This is a genomic window from Streptomyces sp., assembly GCF_035645055.1.
Taxonomy (GTDB): Bacteria; Actinomycetota; Actinomycetes; order Streptomycetales; family Streptomycetaceae; genus Streptomyces.
In genome coordinates, this window is the sequence record NZ_DASQNH010000076.1 from 394,400 (window position 1) to 410,673 (window position 16,274).

Here is a 16,274-nt window from a genome sequence, read left to right on the forward strand (position 1 = left end):
ACCCCCCGCCTCCGAAGGGATCCCCATGGCCTCGCCACGCCTGCTCCGCAGATGTCTGCTCGGCGCGCTGTCCGCGCTCCTGGTCGCGTCCGCCGCCGTCGCCCCCGCCCGGGCCGAACCGGCCGACGCCCGGGCGGTGACGTTCCTGGACACCTTTGACGGGCCCGCGGGCGCCGCTGTCGACGGCTCCAAGTGGCAGACCGAGACCGGCGACAACGTCAACAACCACGAGCGGCAGTACTACACGGCCGGCACCCGCAACGCCGCCCTGGACGGGCAGGGCCATCTGGTCATCACCGCCCGCCGCGAGAATCCGGCGGGTTACCAGTGCTGGTACGGCAGCTGCCAGTACACCTCGGCCCGGCTGAACACCTCGGGGAAGTTCAGCGCCCAGTACGGGCATGTCGAGGCGCGGATGAAGATCCCGCGCGGGCAGGGCATGTGGCCCGCGTTCTGGATGCTCGGCACCGACCTCGGCCAGGTCGGCTGGCCGAACTCCGGCGAGATCGACGTCATGGAGAACGTGGGTTTCGAGCCCTCCACGGTCCACGGCACGATCCACGGGCCCGGATACTCCGGCTCCGGCGGCATAGGCGCCGGCTACACCCTGCCGAACGGCCAGGCCTTCGCCGACGCCTTCCACACCTTCGCCGTCGACTGGGCACCCGACTCGATCACCTGGTCCGTCGACGGCCAGGTCTACCAGCGGCGCACCCCCGCCGACCTCGGCGGGCGGCAGTGGGTGTTCAACAAGCCCTTCTTCCTCATCCTGAACCTGGCGGTGGGCGGCTACTGGCCCGGTGACCCGGACGGCTCCACCGTCTTCCCGCAGACGCTGGTGGTCGACCACGTCTCGGTGACGACGAACGACGCTCCCACCGGAGCGGCCGTGCGAGGGCTGGCCGGGAAGTGCGTGGACGTCGCGGGCGCCAACCCCGCCAACGGCACACCCGTCCAGCTCTACGACTGCAACGGCACCGCCGCCCAGCGGTGGACCGTCGGCGCGGACGGGACGCTCCGGGCGCTCGGCAAATGCCTCGACGTCGCCTCGGGCGGCACCGCCGACGGCACCCGCACCCAGCTGTGGGACTGCAACGGCACCGCCGCCCAGCGGTGGGTCGTCACCGCGGCACGTGACATCGTCAACCCGCAGGCCGACAAGTGCCTGGACGTCACCGGCAGCGACCCGGCGAACGGCACCCGGCTGCAGATCTGGACGTGCACCGGCGGTGCCAACCAGAAGTGGACGGTCGGCTGACCGCCGGGTTACCTCGGTCTCCAGGTGAACTTGTCGCCGCCCACCCAGCGCACCACGTCGGGATCGTCCAGATCGTGCACCGTGATGCCGAAGGCGGCGGCGGTCTCCAGGACGTCGGTGACGGTCCGGGCCTCACCGACGACCTCTCCGTCGATTTCCACGATGCGGAAGGGCGGCTTGCCCGGCTGCACCCCGAGCACCATGATCCGCGGGTGGGATATATGGGGACTCGCGACTTCGGTCATGCCATAAAGGGTAGGACGGTTCCGGCCATCGGCATCCGGACACCCGGGCACCTCACCCGGTGAGCAGATCGAGAACCGCCGCCTCGACGGCACCCTGGGTCGCGGGCCGCCCGAAGGCGCCGTGTTCGCCGAGCCGGCTGAGCGTGGGCGCGATCGTACGGCCCTGCTCGAACAGCTCGAAGACCCGGGGGTCGATGTACGAGGCCCGGCACACCGCGGGTGTGTTGCCCAGGTAGCGGCTGACCTCGCGCACGGCCCGCGCCACCTGGCGCCGACGGGACGCCGGGGTCGCCCGGCCGGCCTCGGCGGTGACCGCGACCGCCACGGCGGCCAGCACGGTGGCGTGCCAGGTACGGAAGTCCTTGGCGGTGATCTCCGTCCCGGACAGCCGGCGCAGTGCCTCGTTCAGGTCGTCGCCGCGCAGCTCGTGCCAGGCCCGCCGCTCCCAGAAGGCCAGCAGCCGCTCGCCGCCGCGCCGGGGGCGGCGCAGCAGGGCGTGGACCACCGCGTGCGCCTGTTCGTCGGCCAGCGCGCGCACCAGCTCGATGCCGCCCTTGGCCGGATAGCTGAACGCGATCTCCCCCCGGCGGCAGCGCACATGCTCACGGAGCATCGTGGTCAGGCCGTAGGTCTCGTTCTCGCGGGTGTGCCGGTCGCTGCCGATACGGAAGAAGCCGAGGTCGAGCAGGCGTACGGCACAGGCGGTGACGCGGGCCCGGCTCAGGCCCCGGCCGGACAGGTCGGCGGAGACCCGGGCGCGCAGCTCGGGCAGGGCGGCGGCGACCTGGCGCACGTGCTCGTGCTTGACCCGGTCCTGCTGGGCCCGGAACTCCTCGTGGTACAGGTACTGCCGGCGTCCGGCGTCGTCCGTGCCGACGGCCTGGAGGTGACCGTTGGGCCAGGGGCAGATCCACACGTTGCGCCAGGCGGGCGGGATGGTCAGGGCGCGGACGCGGGCCAGCTGCCCGGGGGCGGTGAGCGGACGGCCATGGGTGTCGAGGTAGCGGAAGCCCCGGCCGTGCCGGACCCGGGTGAACCCCGGCTGCTCCCAGGAACTGGTTCGCAGTCGCACGGTCTCAGGGCCGCCGCCAGTCGTCGCCGGTCAGATGGGATCCGGCCTGCGGGCCCATGCGCAGCATGCCGCCGTCGACGGTCCACGAGGCGCCGGTGACGTAGGAGGAGTCGGGGCCGCAGAGGAAGGCGATCACGGCGGCGACCTCACGGGCGTCGCCGGGCCTGCCGAGCGGGACGCCGGGCCGGCGCTCTCCGGTGACGTCGGTGTCCTCCTGGCCGGTCATCGGCGTGGCGATCTCCCCGGGCGCGACGGCGTTGACGGTGATGCCGTGTTCGGCCAGCTCCAGGGCCATGACCTGGGTGAGCAGGCCCAGGCCGCCCTTGGCCGCGCAGTACGGGGCGGCGCCCACCCGCGGCTGGTGCTCGTGCACCGAGGTCACGTTGACGATCCGCCCGCCGTCGCCCTGCCGGATCATGTGCCGGGCCGCCCGCTGGCCGCACAGGAAGGGGCCGACCAGGTCGACGTCGAGCACCTCGCGGACGTCGGAGAGCTCCAGGTCGAGGAACGGCGTCGCGGTGCCCGTGCCGGCGTTGTTGACCAGCACGTCGACCCGGCCCAGCCGGTCGGCCAGCTCGTCGATGACATCGGCGGCCTCGGGCAGCTGGGTGAGGTCCATCTGCGCCACCTCGGCCCGCCGCCCCTGGGCGCGGACCTCCTCGGCGGTCTCCTCGGCGCCCTTCAGGTCGCCGTGCCAGGTGATGCCGACGTCCAGTCCCGCCCGGGCCAGCCGTACGGCGGTGGCCCGGCCGATGCCGGAGTCGGCGCCGGTGATCACGGCGGCCCTGGGGTGCTGGGCGGTGGGGACGGACATCGCGGCCTCCTCGGGGTCGTCGGCGCCCTGCGGTGGTTCGGCAGTACCCGGGCAGGCCGGGGACAAACCGGCCGGCCCGTGGTGCGGGGCGGGGGTGGCTGGGGAACCCTGGAGGCCTGACGAGGAGGCCGAGAGGGGCGAGGAGGTGCCGATGGATCCCGTCGAGGCCCTGGACCGGATCGCCTTCCTGCTGGAACGGTCGCTGGCGCCGACGTACCGCGTGCGCGCCTTCCGTACGGCGGCCCGGGTGCTCAAGGAGCTGCCCGGGGACGAGGTGCGGCAGCGGGCCGAGGCCGGGTCGCTGGAGTCGCTGAAGGGCATCGGGCCGAAGACCGCCCAGGTGGTGCGGGAGGCGCTGGCCGGGCAGGTGCCGGGATACCTGGAGCAGCTGGAGAGCGAGGCGCCGGTCCCCGCGCCACGGCGCGGCGGGGAGGCGCTGCGGGCGCTGCTGCGCGGGGACTGCCATCTGCACTCGGACTGGTCGGACGGCGGCAGCCCGATCGAGGAGATGGGCCGGGCCGCGATCCGGCTGGGGCACGAGTGGGCGGTGCTGACGGATCACTCGCCGCGGCTGACGGTCGCCCGGGGCCTGTCCCCCGGCCGGCTGCGCGAGCAGCTGGACGTGGTGGCGGCGCTGAACGAGGAGTGGGCGCCGTTCCGGCTGCTGACCGGCATCGAGTGCGACATCCTCGAGGACGGCTCGCTCGACCAGGAGCCGGAGCTGCTGGAGCGGCTCGACGTGGTGGTGGTGTCCGTGCACTCCAAGCTGCGCATGGACGCCCGGTCGATGACCCGCCGGATGGTGGCCGCCGTGCGCAACCCGCACGCGGACGTGCTGGGGCACTGCACGGGGCGGCTGGTGACCGGGCGGGGGCGGCCGGAGTCGGAGTTCGACGCGGACGCGGTGTTCGGCGCGTGCGCCGAGGCGGGTACGGCGGTGGAGATCAACAGCCGGCCGGAACGGCTGGACCCGCCGCGCCGGCTGCTGCGCCGGGCCGTCGGGGCGGGGGTGCTGTTCTCGATCGACACCGACGCCCACGCCCCGGGTCAGCTCGACTGGCAGATCAACGGATGTGCCCGCGCGGAGGAGTGCGGGGTGCCGCCCGAGCGGGTGGTGACCGCCTGGTCGGCGCAGGAGCTGCTGGCGTGGACCCGGGAGGGGCGGGTTCCGGCGGCCTGACGTGGTACTCGCGCACACTTCGGCGTGGAAAGGATTTCGATCATGGAACGTGCGGCGGTGTTCGATGTCGACGGCACGCTCGTCGACACCAACCACCTCCATGTCACCGCGTGGTGGGAGGCGTTCCGCCAGGCGGGGCACCAGGTGCCGATGCACGCGGTGCACCGCGCGGTGGGCCTCCCCGGGGGCGATCTGATCGCGCGGCTGCTGGGCGAGGACCGCGACAAGGACCGGGACGGCGAACTGAGCGCCGCCCACAAGGCGCTGTACGGGCAGTACTTCGACCGGCTGCCCGCGCTGCCGGACGCGGGGAAGCTGCTGCGGCGGCTGCGCGACGACGGCTGGTCGGTCGTCCTGGCCACCTCGGCGAGCGGCGCGGAGCTGTCCGCGCTGCGGCGGGCACTCGACGCCGACGACGCCATCACGGCGACCGCGAGCGCGGACGACGTCGAGGCGGGCAAGCCCTCCCCCGAGCCGGTCCGGCACGCCCTGGAGCTGGCCGGGGTGCCGCCCGAGCGGGCGGTGTTCGTCGGCGACACCGTGTGGGACATGCGGGCCGCGGCCCGGGCCGGGGTGCGGTGCGTGGCCGTGCTGTGCGGGGGTATTCCGCGGGCGGACCTGGAGGAGGCGGGGGCGGAGGCGGTGTACGACGATCCCGCCGCTCTGCTGGCGTCCCTGGCGGACAGTCCGCTGGCCCCGGAGGCGTGACTCGGATCTCCCTCCGAGGGGCCGGATGCCGAACATCCGCACGTGGTTGCCCGTTGAACCGACCGTGGGCGCGGAGGGGACGGTGTCCCCGGGCCTCACCTTTTGCCCACAGGGACGATCGTCCGGCTGAAGCCCTGTGGAGCCGTTCGCCGGGAGGCGACCGCCGTCCGCGCCCACACCCTGACCGCCCCGACCGTGATTCCCCGTCCGGTCGGGGCTTTCTCCTGTCTTGTCCGGGTACTCGGCTCTCCCGCGAGCCTACGGCCGAGAGGAGCGGACAGTGACCAGTGCACCGGGCAGCAGGGTCGTGGTGACGGGCGCCACCGGCAACGTCGGCACCAGCGTGGTGCGCCTGTTGTCGGAGGATGCGCAGACCGGCTCCGTGCTGGGGCTGGCCCGCCGGATCCCCGAGTGGGCGCCCCCGAAGACGGACTGGACCGCGGCCGACCTCGCGTCGGAGCGGACGGACCTGACGGACCGGTTCCAGGGGGCCGACGCGGTGATCCACCTGGCCTGGGCGTTCCAGCCGACCCACGATCCGGCGCGCACCTGGCGGACCAACGTGCTCGGCAGCATCCGGGTGTTCGAGGCGGCGGCCGCGGCCGGGGTGCGGACCCTGGTGCACGCCTCCTCGGTCGGCGCCTACTCGCCCGGCCCCAAGGACCGCATGGTGGACGAGTCGTGGCCGACGCACGGCTGGCCGGACGCCGCGTACTGCCGGGAGAAGGCCTATCTGGAACGCACCCTCGACACCTTCGAGCGGGAGCACCCCGGCATCCGCGTGGTGCGGATGCGCCCGGCGTTCCTGTTCAAACGGGAGTCGGCGAGCGAGCAACGGCGGATCTTCGGCGGCCGGTTCCTGCCGGGGCCGCTGGCCCGTCCCGAACTGCTGCCGTTCCTGCCGGACATCCCGGGCCTGCGGGTGCAGGCGCTGCACACCGACGACGCGGCGGAGGCCTACCGGCTGGCGCTGCACACGGACGTCCGGGGCGCCTTCAACCTGGCCGCCGATCCGCCGGTGGACGCGGAGCTGCTGGGCGGGATGCTGAACAGCCGGCCGGTGCGGCTGCCGCGCACCGCGGCCCGCTCGGCGATCGCCGCGGCGTGGGGGCTGCGACTGCTGCCGGCCTCCCCGCACCTGTTCGACGCGGTCCTCCGGCTGCCGCTGATGGACTGCTCCCGCGCCCGCACCGAACTGAACTGGCGGCCGAGCCGCTCGGCCACCGAGGTACTGGAGGAGTTCCTGGAGGGCCTCCAGCAGGGGGCCGGGGCGGAGACGGCGCCGATGCGGGGCCGCAGGGTCGGCTGACCACCGTCACATGCCACTCGCCCGCAGCGACCTCGAACGACCTGAAAGGAGCACGTCGTGGACGAGCACCGGGAGGAAGAACCCGGCCGCAACGCCGACCCCGTGCCGCGTGATCTGCCCGACCAGCAGACCCGCGAGGGCGCGGACCCGTGGGACGTCCCCACGGGCCCCTCGGGACCGCAGGAGACGGACGACGCCTCGCGGGACGAGGGCGCAGAAGGGACCGCCGACGTCCCGGACACCGACGAGGCCGGCACCGGCAGGCGGGACACGCCACCGCCCGGCGACACGCCCGCGGAGGCCCCGGACCCGGCCCCGGAGGAGTCGCCGGGCTGAGCCGCGGGCTCGCCCGCCGTCAGCGCGGTGCCCGCTCCTCCAGTACGGCCCGCCAGGCCGGTGCCGGGCCCTCCGGCGCGGCTTCGGGGCGGCGTCCGCCCCGGGCGAAGAAGTCGGCCAGCGGCAGGATCGCCGCGCCGACGGTCACCGCGTCGGGGCCGAGCCGCCCGAGGTCGATGGTGACCTGCTCGGCCGGGTGCCGCAGGGCGTAGGCCGCCGCGTGCCGGCGTACGGCGGGCAGGAACCCGGCGCCGAGCTGGAGTCCGGCCCAGCCGCCGATGAGGATCCGCTCGGGCTGGAAGAGGTTGATCAGGTCGGACAGGCCCGCGCCCAGGTATTCGGCGGTCTCCTCCAGTACGGCGAGCGCGGCGGGGTCGGCGCCGGTGGTGCCGTCGGCCGGGTAGGCGGCGGCGAGCATCGCGGTGAGCGCGGTCTCCTCGTCGGCGTCCGCCGGCGGCCGGCCGCCCTCCTCGCGCCAGCGCTCCAGCAGCGACTCGGCGCCCGCGTACGCCTCCAGGCAGCCGAGCGCGCCGCAGCGGCACCGGCGTCCCCGGACCCGGACGGTCAGATGCCCCCATTCGACGGCCCGCCCGTGCTCCACCTCGGGGGTGACCAGGCAGGCGCCGACTCCGGAGCCGAAGAGGACGACGACCGCGTTGCGGGCGCCCCGGCCGCCGCCGAACCACATCTCGGCCTGGCCGAGGGTGCGGGCGCCGTTGTCGATGAACCAGCGCACGGTGTCCGGGAGCCGGGAGCCGGACCGCAGCAGTTCCTCCAGCGGGACGGCGTCCCAGCCGATGGTCTGGCCGTGCACCACGGCGCCGCGGTCCGGGGTGTGCTCGACGATGCCGGGGACGCCGATGCCGACGCCGAGCAGCCGCTCGGGGGCGGCACCGGCGGTCTCGATGACCTCGGCGACGCCGTCCCGGATGTGGCCGACGATGACGTCGACGTCGTAGCGCCGCTGCCCCAGGGGGCGTTCCGCGCGGGCGAGTTCGGTGAGGGTGAGGTCGAACAGCTCGATCCGCACCCGGGTCTCGCCCACGTCGACGCCGATCATGTGGCCGCTGCCGGGCGCCACCCGCAGCAGGGTGCGGGGCCGGCCGCCGTCGGAGTCGACGCTGCCGGCCTCCTCGACCAGGCCGTCGGCGACCAGGTCGGCGACCACGTTGCTGACGGAACCGGAGCTGAGCCCGGTGGCGGGGCCCAGCTCGAACCGGCTGAGCGGCCCGTCGAAATAGAGCCGTTGCAGCACGGCCGTCCGGTTGGCCCGTCTGAGGTCGCGTACCGTGCGCCCGTTCCGCCCCGCCATGTGGCTCCTCCCCAACCCTGGTCCCGCCTGCTCACCCGATATTACTCAACCACTTAATTAATGGGATGAGCGAAGCGGGGCGATCCAGGAACCGGGTCAGCTCGCCGTGTACACGTCCTCCACGTACCGCCCGTCCGCGATCAGCGTGTCGAGCCACGCGGCGGCGGCCCGCTCGTCGGTGTCCGGGGTGCGCTTGCGGTACAGGGTACGGAACGCCTCCCGTACGCCCGGCGCCATCCGCGATCCGTCACCGCAGACGTACACCCGGGCTCCGGCGTCGAGCAGCGCCCCCACCTCGTCGGCCTCGGCGGCGATCCGGTGCTGGACGAAGGTGACGCCCCGCTCGGGCGCCGCGCTGAAGGCGGGGCGCAGCGAGACCGCGCCGACGGCCTCCGCGGCGCGCAGTTCCGCCGCGTGCAGGAAGTCGGCGTCGGGGGCGTCACAGCCGAAGTAGAGCAGGGCGGGGGCGAGTTCGGCACCTTGGGCGAGGGCGGCCACGCGGTCGGCGACCGCCCCGCGGAACGGGGCGAGACCGGTGCCCGCCGCGACCATGACCACGGGCGCGGAGCCGTCGATCCGGAACGCCTCCCGGCAGGGCTGGATCCGGGCGTACACGGTGTCACCGGGGCGCAGGGCGGCGAGGTGCGCGGATCCCGTGCCGCGGTAGACGCCCTTCCCGGACCTGGCGGGCGCCTCCAGCAGGGAGACCATCAGGTCCACGTGGCCGGGATCGGTCGAGGGGGAGGACGAGATGGAGTAGTGGCGGGGGCGCAGCGGGGTGAGCAGGCCGAGCAGCCGCGGCCAGTCGAGGGCGCCGCGCAGGGCAGGGAAGTCCTCGAACAGCTCGACCAGGGTGCGCGGGTCGTCGGTGAGGGCCGTCAGCGCGGCGCGCTCGGGCGGGCAGGGGTTGGCGGCGGCGAGCGCGGCGAGCCGGTCGGCGCCCGGACGGTCCTGGAGTTCCACGTGGTGGGTGAGCAACTGCCGTACGGTGACCGGGCGGTCGACGGCGATGCCGTCGCGGCGGGGCCGGGCGGGCCGGATGTCCAGGAGGGTGTCCGGGTCGGCACCGAACGCGGCGGCGGCGCGGGTGACGAGGCCGGGCGCGTTGGCGGGAAGGACCGTGAGGTGGTCGGCGGTGCGGTAGGTGACGCCGTCCGGCAGGGCGAGCCGGACGAACCGCTTGCGGCGCGGGTGTCCGGGTGCGGTGAGATCGCGGGCCTCGGTGACGGTCATCGGCAGGAGCCCGTGCCGTTCGGCGAGGGCGTCCAGCGGGCCGCCGGTGAGGACGCGGACCCGGTGGCCGGTCTCCGGCTCACCGCTGTCGGCCACGGCCTCCGGGTCGCCGTACCGTTCCAGGAGGGCGGTGCGCATCCGGGCCGTGAACTCCCGTACGGTGCCGCTCGGATCCCCGGAGGCGTCGGCCGCGGCGCGCTCGGTGAGCCGGGTGGCGCCGAGTTCGGCGAGGCGGTCGTCGATGCGGGTGGGGACCTGCTGGTAGGTGGCGGCCCAGTTGCGGTCGCCGACGCCGAGGACGGCGTACTCGACGCCGGTGAGGTCGAGTGTGGCGTCGAGCCGGGCGGTGAAGGCGGTGGCGTCGTCGGTGGGGCGGCCGTTGTAGGAGGCGGCGGTGATGATCACGGGCCGGTCGGTGGGCAGCGTGCCGGCGTGGGCGTCGAGGGCGGCGACCTCGGTGTCGCAGCCGAGCGCGGCCGCCTCGTCGGCGAGCCGGGCGGCGAAGTCGCGGCAGGTGCCGTAGTTGCTGCCGTGCAGGAACAGGGCGCGGGTGCCGGGGCGGACGCGGGCCGGGCGGCCGTCCGTCTCGGGCGCCTGGTGCGCCGTGTTCGCGACGGCCGCTCCCGGCAGCGGGCGACGCACCCGGTCGGCGGGGGTGCGCGGGGTGAGGGTCAGGGTGAAGCCGTCGGGTTTGAGGGTCAGGGTCTCCTTGACCGTGAGGCGGTAGTCCGCGTGGTCGTGGAGGCGGTAGCGGTGGACGAGCATCGCCAGCAGCATGGTCGCCTCGTGCAGCGCGAACTGCCGTCCGATGCAGGCGCGTTCGCCGGTGCCGAACGGCTTGAAGGCGTGCACGGGGCGGGCCGCCTCGGCCTCGGGGGTGAACCGGGACGGGTCGAACAGCTCGGGGTTGTCGCCCCAGACGGGCTGCCGGTGCAGCATCGGCGCGACCACCGTCACGGCCTGTCCGGCGCGCAGCGGGACGCGCCCGCCGAGGAGGGTGTCGTCCAGGGCGTGCCGGCTGAAGGCGGCGGCGGTGGGCCACAGCCGCAGCGCCTCGTTGAGGACCTGGCGGGTGTAGGTGAGGCGGCCGATCTCGTCGTACGTCGGCTCCGGGTCGGCCCGGTCCCCCCACAGGGCGTCCGCCTCGCGCTGGACCAGGTGGAGCGCGGTGGGGTGCTTGGCCAGGTAGTACAGCGCGAAGGACATCGCGCCGGAGGTGGTCTCGTGGCCCGCGATCAGGAAGGTGATGACCTGGTTGCGGATGTTCGCGGGGTCGAGTGTGGCGCCGTCGGACGGGTGCGCGGCGGTGAGCATCAGGCCCAGCAGGTCGTCGGCACCGCTCCGGTGGGTGCCGGTGCGGGTGGCGATGACGTCGTCGACGACCCCGGCGAGGTGGTCGGCGTCGGCGCGGAAGGCCGCGTCGGCCGCGGAGTGGTCCTCGCCCGGGACGCGGGCGAGGCGGGTCATGCTCCACTCCAGGCAGCGGACCATCGCCTCGACGAACGGGTGGGGTTCGGTCCGCTCGAAGGAGCCGAAGTCGTAGCCGAATCCGGCGAGGCCGATGGTGTCCAGGGTCATCCGGGTCATGTCGTCCGGCACGTTCACCGGGTGCCCGTCGGCGGCGGCGCGGTCCCAGGCCTCGATCAGCCTGCGGGCCACTTTCAGCATCACGGGGTGGTAGGTGCGCATCGAGCCGAGGGCGAAGGCGGGCATGAGGATGTCGTGCGCCCTGGCCCAGTTGGGTTCGTCGTTGTACGCGGTGAACAGCCCGTCGGCGGCGAACGCGCGCACGTTCTCCAGGGCGGGCCCGATGTGCTTGGCGAACCGCCGCTCGTCGGCGAGGTCGGTGACGAGGTCGAGGTCGCTCACGAAGAGCGTGTCCCGCCCGTGCAGCCGCCGTACCAGCACCGGTCCGTGCTCCCGCATCAGGCCCATGACCTGCTGCAAGGGGGTACGGCCGGGTCCGGTCGCGGAGATGTCGACGAGGGGGACGCCGGGCAGGCCGGCGGCGCTGTGGGGGTGCGGCGCGGTGGGGGGCATGACGCGACAACTGCCTTTCGCGGTACGGAAGTACTCCCTCCAGCCTGCGTGTCCACCGGGGTACGTCCGGGCCACGGAACTACATGATTCTGCAGTGGAAAGGGCGTGTTCCCGCTTGCGCGGCGGGTCTCCACCGCTCGGACTTCTCTGTTCCCGACCCGCGGTTACCGCCGTCGACCTGCGTCTTTATCGTGGGACGCGGCGAAGCTGTGGCGGGAGGTGCCGGTGGATCGGGAGCGGCGGGACGCCGTGCTGTGGCGCAATCGCGCGCTGACCCTCTTCGACCGGGTGTCCCTCCCGGTCGCGGTGTGCGATGTGTACGGGGCGGTGCTGCTGGCGAATCCGGCGATGGCCGGGGAGTGCGGTACGACTCCGGGGCGGCTGCGCGGCCGGGACGTGCTGGAGCTGTTCCGGCCGCAGGAGGCGACCCAGGTCGAGCGGATCGCCGAGGCGCTGCGGCTGCGGCACCGGTCGCGGTACCAGGTGTCGGTGCGCTGGCGGGCGCCCGGCGGGGCGGAGCGGTACGGGGAGCTGACCGCCGACCCGGTCAGCGACACCGTGGGGGACACGCCGATGCTGCTGGTGATGCTGCGGGTCCTGGGCGAGCGGGAGACCGCCGACGGGCCCGGCGCGGTGCGGGTCACCCCGGTGGAGGCCCGCATCCTGGCGCTGCTCGCGGGCGGCGCCACCACGGCGCGCGCCGCCCGGGAGACCGGCCTCACGACGGACGGTGTCACTTATCACCTGCGGCGCCTCAAGTCGCGGTGGGGCGCGGCGAACCGTACGGAGCTGGTGGCCCGGGCCTATGCGCTCGGGGTGCTGGTGACGGGGGTGTGGCCGCCCGTACCGGCCTGACGCCACGAGCCGCGTCGCAGAAGGGCCGCCCGCATTAAATCGATGGCACCCGCACACATCCGCTGTCTACCCTGGATCACGCGAAACCTAGACCCCCTAGGTTTCGGACGAACGTCAGGAGACACCCCGTGCGACCGCTGACCGAGAACGACATTCGCGGTTCCTTCGTCAACTGCTCCAAGGGCGAGGCCAAGCGCCTTCCCCTCCCCCGGGACCTCGCCGAACGCCCCTGGGACGACCTCGACTTCCTGGGCTGGCGGGACGGCGGAGCACCCGACCGCAGCTACCTGGTGGTCGAGCGCGACGGCCGCCCGCTCGGCGTCAGCCTGCGCTTTCCGCCCCCGCAGCGCGGCTTCCTCCAGCGCAGCATGTGCGCCCTGTGCCTGACCAGCCATCCGCGCGGCGGCGTGTCGCTGATGACCGCGCGCAAGGCGGGCGCGGCGGGCCGCGAGGGCAACTCGGTCGGCCTGTACATGTGCACCGACCTCTCCTGCTCCCTCTACCTGCGTGGCAAGAAAGCGCCGGAGAGCGGAGCCCGCTTCGAGGAGAGCCTGACGCTGGAGGAGCAGATCGCCCGCACCACGGGCAATCTCTTCGCCTTCCTGGACAAGCTGTACAGCTGAACGGTTTCCCGAGAGACGTTCGACGTCCACAGTGACGGGGAACAGCGCAAGAGATGCGAGATGTACGTGAGTGGCCGAAACCTGTCGCACGCTGGGTGAAGCGACGTCGTGAGCCCGTGGTCGTCCAGGCCCTGCGGTCGACGTTCGCCGCGACCGTCGCCTACGTCGTGGCGCTGCAACTGAGCCCCGAGGCGGCCCCGCTCACCGCGCCGCTGACCGCCCTGCTCGTCGTCCAGGTCACCCTGTACGCCACCCTCACCAACGGCATCCGCCGGGTGAACTCGGTGGTGGCCGGGGTGCTGGTCGCCATCGCGTTCAGTCTGCTGGTGGGGCTGACCTGGTGGAGTCTCGCGCTGGTGATCATGGTGTCGCTGGCGGTGGGCCATCTGGTGCGGGTCGACGAGTACGTGGCCGAGGTGGCGATCAGCGCGATGCTGGTCCTCGGTGTCACCGCCGTCGGGGACTACGCCTGGGCGCGAGTGCTGGAGACACTGATCGGCGCGGCCGTCGGCATGAGCTGCAATCTGCTGCTGCCACCACCCGTGTGGGTGGGCGAGGCCGGCGAGTCGATCGAGGGGCTGGCCCGCCGGATGCGGCAGCTGATGCTGCGGGTCGGCGAGGAGGCGGCGGGCCGCACCCCGGCGGAGCGGGCCGCCGAGCGGCTGCACGAAGCGCGCCGCCTGGACCACGACATCGTGCAGGTCGACGCGGCGCTGCGGCAGGCCGAGGACAGTCTGCGGCTCAATCCGCGGGTGCGGGAGGGCCTGCTGCACCGGGTCGTGCTGCGCACCGGCCTGGACACCCTGGAGATCTGCATGGTCGTGCTGCGGGTGATCGCCCGTTCCCTCACCGACCTGGCGAAGGAACGCGAACCGGAACCGCTGTTCGAGCCGCAGACCGGTGCCGTCGTGGAGCAGCTGCTGTCCGAGATCGCGGACGCGATCGTCAGTTTCGCGGTGCTGGTCACCACCCATGTCAGCACCAACGCCGAGTCGGCCGAGGAACGGCTGTCCGCCGAGCTGCAGACGGCGACGGCCACCCGCGACAAGCTGGCGGAGATGCTGCTGGGCGAGGTGCGCCGCGACCCCCGCCAGTGGCAGCTGCACGGTGCGTTGCTGGCCGAGTGCAACCGCATCATCGACGAGCTGGACATCGAGCACCGCTCCCGCCGGCTGCTGGAGGAACTGGACCGCAGCACCCGCGAGCAGCGCGAACGCCGTCCGTGGCTCACCCGGATGCGGGACCGGACGCGCATCACCCGGCGCCGGCTGCGGGACCGGCTGGCCGCCGCCCGCCGTACGGCATGAGAGCCTCGCACCACGGCATGAGAGCCCCGCACGACGGGACGACGACCGGTGACGACGAACCGAGGTGGGCATCGATGGGCTGGAGCAGGCGGCGTTTCCTGGGGCTGTGCGCGGCGCTGCCCGCGGCGTCCGCCTGCGGTGCCCCACAGCGGCCCGAGGCCCCCGAGCGGCGGCCGGGCACCCCGGGCAAGGCCTCGCGCGAGCCGTCCGGCCCCCGCCCGCTGTACCTGGGCACCTACACCTCCGCCGAGGGCGGCGGCACCGGCGTCGGCCTGGCCTCCTACGACCCGGTGACGGGCCGGATCACCGGTGCCGGGACCCTCACGGGCGTGGCCGATCCGTCGTATCTCGCGGTCCATCCGGACGGGCGGACGCTGTACGCGGTGAGCGAACGGGCCGACGGCGCGGTGAGCGCCGTACGGCTCGCCGACCGGAAGGTCCTGGGCAGCCGGAGTACCGGCGGCGCGGGCCCCTGCCATCTGTCCGTGCACCGGGACGGCCGCTGGCTGCTCAGCGCCAACTACGCCTCGGGCAGCGTGGCCGTCCACCCGATCGACCGCTCCGGGGCGCTGGGCGAGCGCACCGACCTGGTCGCGCACCCGGGCCCGGAACCGCACGCCCACCAGTTCCTCACCGCTCCGGACGGCCGTCATGTCCTCGCCGTGGACCTCGGCACCGACACCGTCCACACCTACCGGCTCGACGAGCGCCGGGGCACGCTCACGGAGGCCGCCCGGGCGCGCACCCGGCCCGGCGCCGGTCCCCGGCACCTCACCTTCCATCCCGGCGGCCGGTACGCCTATCTCGCCAACGAGGTGGACGACACGGTCGCGGTCTGCGCCTACGACCCGGACAGCGGACGCCTCGAGATCGGGGAGGGCCAGGCCACGGGGGCGGGCGGAGGCGGGACCAACCATCCGGCCCAGATCCTGGTGACCGCGGACGGGCGGTACGCCTATCTCGCGAACCGGGGGCACAACAGCCTGGCCCGGTACGCGGTGGAGGAGAGCGGCGCCCGGCTGCGGCTGCTGGGAACGGTGCCGGTGGCCGGCGACTTCCCCCGGCAGATCGCCTTCTCGCCGGACGGGCGGCTGCTGTTCGCGGCGAACCAGCGCTCCGGCACCGTCAGCGTCTTCCACGTGGACCGCGCGAGCGGCGCGCTGCGGCTCGCGGGCGAGCCGTTCGCCTCACCCGTCGCCGTCTGCGCGCTGCCGCTGTAGGGCGCGCGGGCAGCCGGCCGCGCTCGCCCGCGAGAGCAGCACATGCATCCGCTCGGTGAGCTGCGCGACGTCGTCGGCGGGCCGGTGGAAGGCCAGGCGGACGTCGCCGTGGGTGCGGCGGCGTTCGATGCGCAGGGTGAGCCCGTGCCGGTCCACGGCGAGCGGCTGGACCCGCAGGGCGCCGTGCAGGCTGCCCGGCTCGACCAGGCGGGTGAGCCGTTCGACGGCGTCGGGGTGGGCGTCGGCGAGGTGGGTCAGCAGCCGGGCCTCGGCCGTGGCCAGCGGGTCGGGCGCGGCGGCGGCGAAGTCGTCGACGCCGATCACCTCGGCGCCGGTGGGCCTGTGCAGCACCACGCGGCTGGGGCGGAAGGCCAGGCTGTCCCGCTCGACGGTGAACCAGCCGGAGAGCCAGAGCCGGGTGCGGATCCGGTTGCGCAGCGGGACGGGCGCGACGTCGGCGAACTCCAGGACGGCGGACGGCTCGCCGCGCGGCGCGCAGATCGCTGCGGCGAGCAGGGCGCTGTCGTCGGTCACGCGCAGGACGATCCTCCCGTCCTCGGTCACGGTGTGCGCGCCGACCAGCTCCTCGCGGACGCCTTCCGCGGCCACCGCGCACGACCAGGCGGCGGCCAGCACCGACCGGGCCCGTTCCGCCGCGGCGGGCGTGGCCGGCCAGACCTGACCACCTGTCATCCCGTCACCCATCCGAATCCTCCTTAGGTAAGGCTCACCTAACCTATCGAAGATCGGGGTGTACGCCAA

At 74.0% G+C, this 16,274-nt stretch carries 15 protein-coding genes; 9 read left to right on the forward strand and 6 right to left on the reverse strand.

Annotation, left to right across the window (positions count from 1 at the left end; genetic code table 11):
- Positions 1 to 25: 25 nt before the first annotated feature.
- Entirely contained in the window at positions 26 to 1,258 is a 1,233-nt protein-coding gene (locus VE614_RS25910) for a lectin (RefSeq protein WP_324941814.1), read from the forward strand.
- Positions 1,259 to 1,266: 8 nt separating this feature from the next.
- On the opposite strand, the gene VE614_RS25915 is transcribed toward VE614_RS25910, so the two are convergent.
- From VE614_RS25915 to VE614_RS25925, 3 genes are read right to left on the reverse strand one after another with little or no spacing between them, the layout of a single operon-like run.
- The gene (locus tag VE614_RS25915) at positions 1,267 to 1,503 is read right to left on the reverse strand and encodes a hypothetical protein (RefSeq protein WP_324941816.1); all 237 of its coding nucleotides are present in this window, start codon (positions 1,501 to 1,503) and stop codon (positions 1,267 to 1,269) included.
- 52 nt (positions 1,504 to 1,555) lie between these two features.
- On the reverse strand, positions 1,556 to 2,575 hold the full coding sequence (locus VE614_RS25920) for a DNA topoisomerase IB (protein ID WP_324941819.1): 1,020 nt from the start codon (positions 2,573 to 2,575) through the stop codon (positions 1,556 to 1,558).
- Between the two features lie 4 nt (positions 2,576 to 2,579).
- The gene (locus VE614_RS25925) at positions 2,580 to 3,389 is read right to left on the reverse strand and encodes an SDR family oxidoreductase (RefSeq protein ID WP_324941822.1); all 810 of its coding nucleotides are present in this window, start codon (positions 3,387 to 3,389) and stop codon (positions 2,580 to 2,582) included.
- Positions 3,390 to 3,540: 151 nt separating this feature from the next.
- On the opposite strand from VE614_RS25925, the gene VE614_RS25930 reads away from it, so the two are divergent.
- From VE614_RS25930 to VE614_RS25945, 4 genes are all read left to right on the forward strand, one after another.
- Complete coding sequence (locus tag VE614_RS25930; RefSeq protein WP_324941825.1) at positions 3,541 to 4,569, forward strand: PHP domain-containing protein; 1,029 nt, start codon at positions 3,541 to 3,543, stop codon at positions 4,567 to 4,569.
- A 42-nt stretch (positions 4,570 to 4,611) separates the two neighbouring features.
- A complete protein-coding gene (locus tag VE614_RS25935) occupies positions 4,612 to 5,277 on the forward strand; it encodes an HAD family hydrolase (protein ID WP_324941828.1) in 666 nt (221 codons plus the stop codon).
- Between the two features lie 280 nt (positions 5,278 to 5,557).
- Complete coding sequence (locus tag VE614_RS25940) at positions 5,558 to 6,586, forward strand: SDR family oxidoreductase (protein WP_324941832.1); 1,029 nt, start codon at positions 5,558 to 5,560, stop codon at positions 6,584 to 6,586.
- Positions 6,587 to 6,643: 57 nt separating this feature from the next.
- Positions 6,644 to 6,922, forward strand: coding sequence for a hypothetical protein (locus VE614_RS25945; RefSeq protein WP_324941834.1), 279 nt, complete (start codon positions 6,644 to 6,646; stop codon positions 6,920 to 6,922).
- 19 nt (positions 6,923 to 6,941) lie between these two features.
- Here the strand turns inward: VE614_RS25945 and VE614_RS25950 are convergent, their stop codons facing one another.
- Both VE614_RS25950 and VE614_RS25955 read right to left on the reverse strand, forming a co-directional pair.
- Positions 6,942 to 8,234 (reverse strand): ROK family transcriptional regulator, encoded by a 1,293-nt coding sequence (locus VE614_RS25950; RefSeq protein ID WP_324941836.1) that lies wholly within the window; start codon positions 8,232 to 8,234, stop codon positions 6,942 to 6,944.
- Positions 8,235 to 8,330: 96 nt separating this feature from the next.
- Positions 8,331 to 11,507: a bifunctional cytochrome P450/NADPH--P450 reductase gene (locus VE614_RS25955; RefSeq protein ID WP_324941839.1), complete on the reverse strand. Its 3,177-nt coding sequence runs from the start codon at positions 11,505 to 11,507 to the stop codon at positions 8,331 to 8,333.
- Between the two features lie 225 nt (positions 11,508 to 11,732).
- On the opposite strand from VE614_RS25955, the gene VE614_RS25960 reads away from it, so the two are divergent.
- The 4 genes from VE614_RS25960 to VE614_RS25975 all read left to right on the forward strand — a co-directional run bounded on the left by VE614_RS25960 (position 11,733) and on the right by VE614_RS25975 (position 15,512).
- Positions 11,733 to 12,362, forward strand: a complete 630-nt coding sequence (locus VE614_RS25960) for a PAS domain-containing protein (RefSeq protein WP_324941842.1) — start codon at positions 11,733 to 11,735, stop codon at positions 12,360 to 12,362.
- Between the two features lie 128 nt (positions 12,363 to 12,490).
- The gene (locus VE614_RS25965; RefSeq protein ID WP_324941846.1) at positions 12,491 to 12,985 is read left to right on the forward strand and encodes an FBP domain-containing protein; all 495 of its coding nucleotides are present in this window, start codon (positions 12,491 to 12,493) and stop codon (positions 12,983 to 12,985) included.
- A gap of 53 nt (positions 12,986 to 13,038) precedes the next feature.
- A complete protein-coding gene (locus VE614_RS25970) occupies positions 13,039 to 14,292 on the forward strand; it encodes an FUSC family protein (protein ID WP_324941849.1) in 1,254 nt (417 codons plus the stop codon).
- 74 nt (positions 14,293 to 14,366) lie between these two features.
- Positions 14,367 to 15,512 (forward strand): lactonase family protein, encoded by a 1,146-nt coding sequence (locus VE614_RS25975; protein WP_324941853.1) that lies wholly within the window; start codon positions 14,367 to 14,369, stop codon positions 15,510 to 15,512.
- On the opposite strand, the gene VE614_RS25980 is transcribed toward VE614_RS25975, so the two are convergent.
- On the reverse strand, positions 15,480 to 16,217 hold the full coding sequence (locus VE614_RS25980; protein WP_324941855.1) for a DUF2470 domain-containing protein: 738 nt from the start codon (positions 16,215 to 16,217) through the stop codon (positions 15,480 to 15,482). The two genes, VE614_RS25975 and VE614_RS25980, sit on opposite strands and share 33 nt — an antisense overlap.
- Between the last annotated feature and the right edge of the window lie 57 nt (positions 16,218 to 16,274).

Bases quoted from the DNA above. Each gene is read 5' to 3' on its own strand.
- VE614_RS25970 (WP_324941849.1), top strand. From the start codon at position 13,039: ATGCGAGATGTACGTGAGTGGCCGAAACCTGTCGCACGCTGGGTGAAG.
- VE614_RS25950 (WP_324941836.1), bottom strand. From the start codon at position 8,234: ATGGCGGGGCGGAACGGGCGCACGGTACGCGACCTCAGACGGGCCAAC.
- VE614_RS25935 (WP_324941828.1), top strand. From the start codon at position 4,612: ATGGAACGTGCGGCGGTGTTCGATGTCGACGGCACGCTCGTCGACACC.
- VE614_RS25955 (WP_324941839.1), bottom strand. From the start codon at position 11,507: ATGCCCCCCACCGCGCCGCACCCCCACAGCGCCGCCGGCCTGCCCGGC.
- VE614_RS25930 (WP_324941825.1), top strand. From the start codon at position 3,541: ATGGATCCCGTCGAGGCCCTGGACCGGATCGCCTTCCTGCTGGAACGG.
- VE614_RS25975 (WP_324941853.1), top strand. From the start codon at position 14,367: ATGGGCTGGAGCAGGCGGCGTTTCCTGGGGCTGTGCGCGGCGCTGCCC.
- VE614_RS25925 (WP_324941822.1), bottom strand. From the start codon at position 3,389: ATGTCCGTCCCCACCGCCCAGCACCCCAGGGCCGCCGTGATCACCGGC.
- VE614_RS25910 (WP_324941814.1), top strand. From the start codon at position 26: ATGGCCTCGCCACGCCTGCTCCGCAGATGTCTGCTCGGCGCGCTGTCC.
- VE614_RS25915 (WP_324941816.1), bottom strand. From the start codon at position 1,503: ATGACCGAAGTCGCGAGTCCCCATATATCCCACCCGCGGATCATGGTG.
- VE614_RS25980 (WP_324941855.1), bottom strand. From the start codon at position 16,217: ATGGGTGACGGGATGACAGGTGGTCAGGTCTGGCCGGCCACGCCCGCC.